This is a genomic window from Methylobacterium sp. ME121, assembly GCF_000974725.1.
Taxonomy (GTDB): domain Bacteria; phylum Pseudomonadota; class Alphaproteobacteria; order Rhizobiales; family Beijerinckiaceae; genus Methylobacterium; species Methylobacterium radiotolerans.
The window spans coordinates 1-1,475 of the sequence record NZ_BBUX01000166.1 but is presented as its reverse complement, the minus strand read 5'-3'; the positions used below and the strand labels follow the sequence as shown (position 1 = coordinate 1,475).

At 68.7% G+C, this 1,475-nt stretch carries 1 protein-coding gene; it reads left to right on the top strand.

The window, feature by feature from the left end:
• Positions 1–60: 60 nt before the first annotated feature.
• Positions 61–1,395: an IS1182 family transposase gene (locus ME121_RS32700; RefSeq protein ID WP_059410331.1), complete on the top strand. Its 1,335-nt coding sequence runs from the start codon at positions 61–63 to the stop codon at positions 1,393–1,395.
• Positions 1,396–1,475 lie beyond the last annotated feature (80 nt).

Sequence of the window (1,475 nt, the reverse complement as noted above, 5' to 3'; positions counted from 1 at the left end):
CTAGGAGCCTGTCCGAGTAATTCCCTCGACGGCGGATCGGGAGGATGATTCACTCGGCTCATGGCCAAGGTGTTTCGCGCGTGGGACGTCGATCAGGGCTGGCTGCTGCCGCCCTCGCTGCACGAGTTCGTGCCGCCTGGGCACATGGCGCACTTCGTCCGCGATACGGTGCGAGAGGCGCTGGACCTCTCGGCCATCCTCGACACCTACACAGAGGAGCGCGGATACCCGCCCTACCATCCCGGCATGATGGTAGCGCTCCTGCTCTACGGCTACAGCCGCGGCCTGTACTCCTCGCGCCAGCTCGCCCGCGCCTGTGAGGAGCGGGTCGACGTCATGGCCGTGACCGGCCTGAATCGACCGGATTTCCGCACCATCGCCGACTTCCGCAAGCGCCACCTCGTGGCCCTGTCCGACCTGTTCGTGCAGGTGCTGCGCCTATGTCGGGCGGCGGGTCTCGTCGAGTTCGCTCACGTGGCGGTGGACGGGACCAAGCTGAAGGCGAACGCCTCGCGCCACAAAGCCATGAGCTACGGCCGGATGAAGACGGCCGAGCCGGCCCTGACTGCTGAGGTCCAAGCCTGGTTGGATCGCGCGGGCGAGGCTGACGCAGCGGAGGATCAGGCTCACGGTGCCAGCCGTCGGGGCGACGAGACCCCGGACTGGATGGCCGACAAGCAGCGGCGGCTGGAAGCAATCCGCGCCGCCAAGGCCGCGCTGGAGGCGGAGGCGGCTGATCCGCCCGATCCCGAGGACGAGAGCGGGCCGGGCGCCTCGTCGGGCATGCGTTGGCAGGGCCGGCCACTACGCGGCGAAGACGGCAGTCCGCCCGACCGGGCGCAGCGCAACTTCACCGACCCAGACAGCCGGATCCTGCCCACGCGTGATGGCTTCGTACAGGGCTACAACGGCCAGGTCGCAGTCGACGCGGCGCATCAGGTGATCGTCGCGTATCGGCTCGTGACCAACTCGGCCGATCACCGCGCGCTCGTGCCGCTTGTAGACGGGCTCCGCGCCCACCTTGGGCGCAAGCCGCGGGAGGTCTCGGGCGATGCCGGCTTCGCCAACGAGGCGAACCTCGCCGCGCTGAAGGAGCGCGGCATCACGGGCTACCTCGCTCCGGGCCGGGCGCGTCATGGCGAGGCGGACGCAGCCGGCCGCCGGAGGCTGACCAAGATGCCGTTGATGAGCGCGATGGCCGCCCGCCTGAAGCGGGCTGGGCGCCGCAGTCGGTACCGTCTTAGAAAGCAGGTCGTCGAGCCGGTGTTCGGACAGATCAAGCAGGCCCGAGGCTTCCGACAGTTCCTGATGAGAGGGCTCGATCAGGTCCGGGGCGAGTGGGCGATGATCTGCACCGCCCACAACCTGCTGAAGCTGGCACAGTCAGGCCGCTGAAGCCGCTGGTCCGCCCTCATTGGCTCCCGTCTTGCCCCCTCTACCAGGCTTCAAACCCCGTTACTCGGACAGGCTCCTAG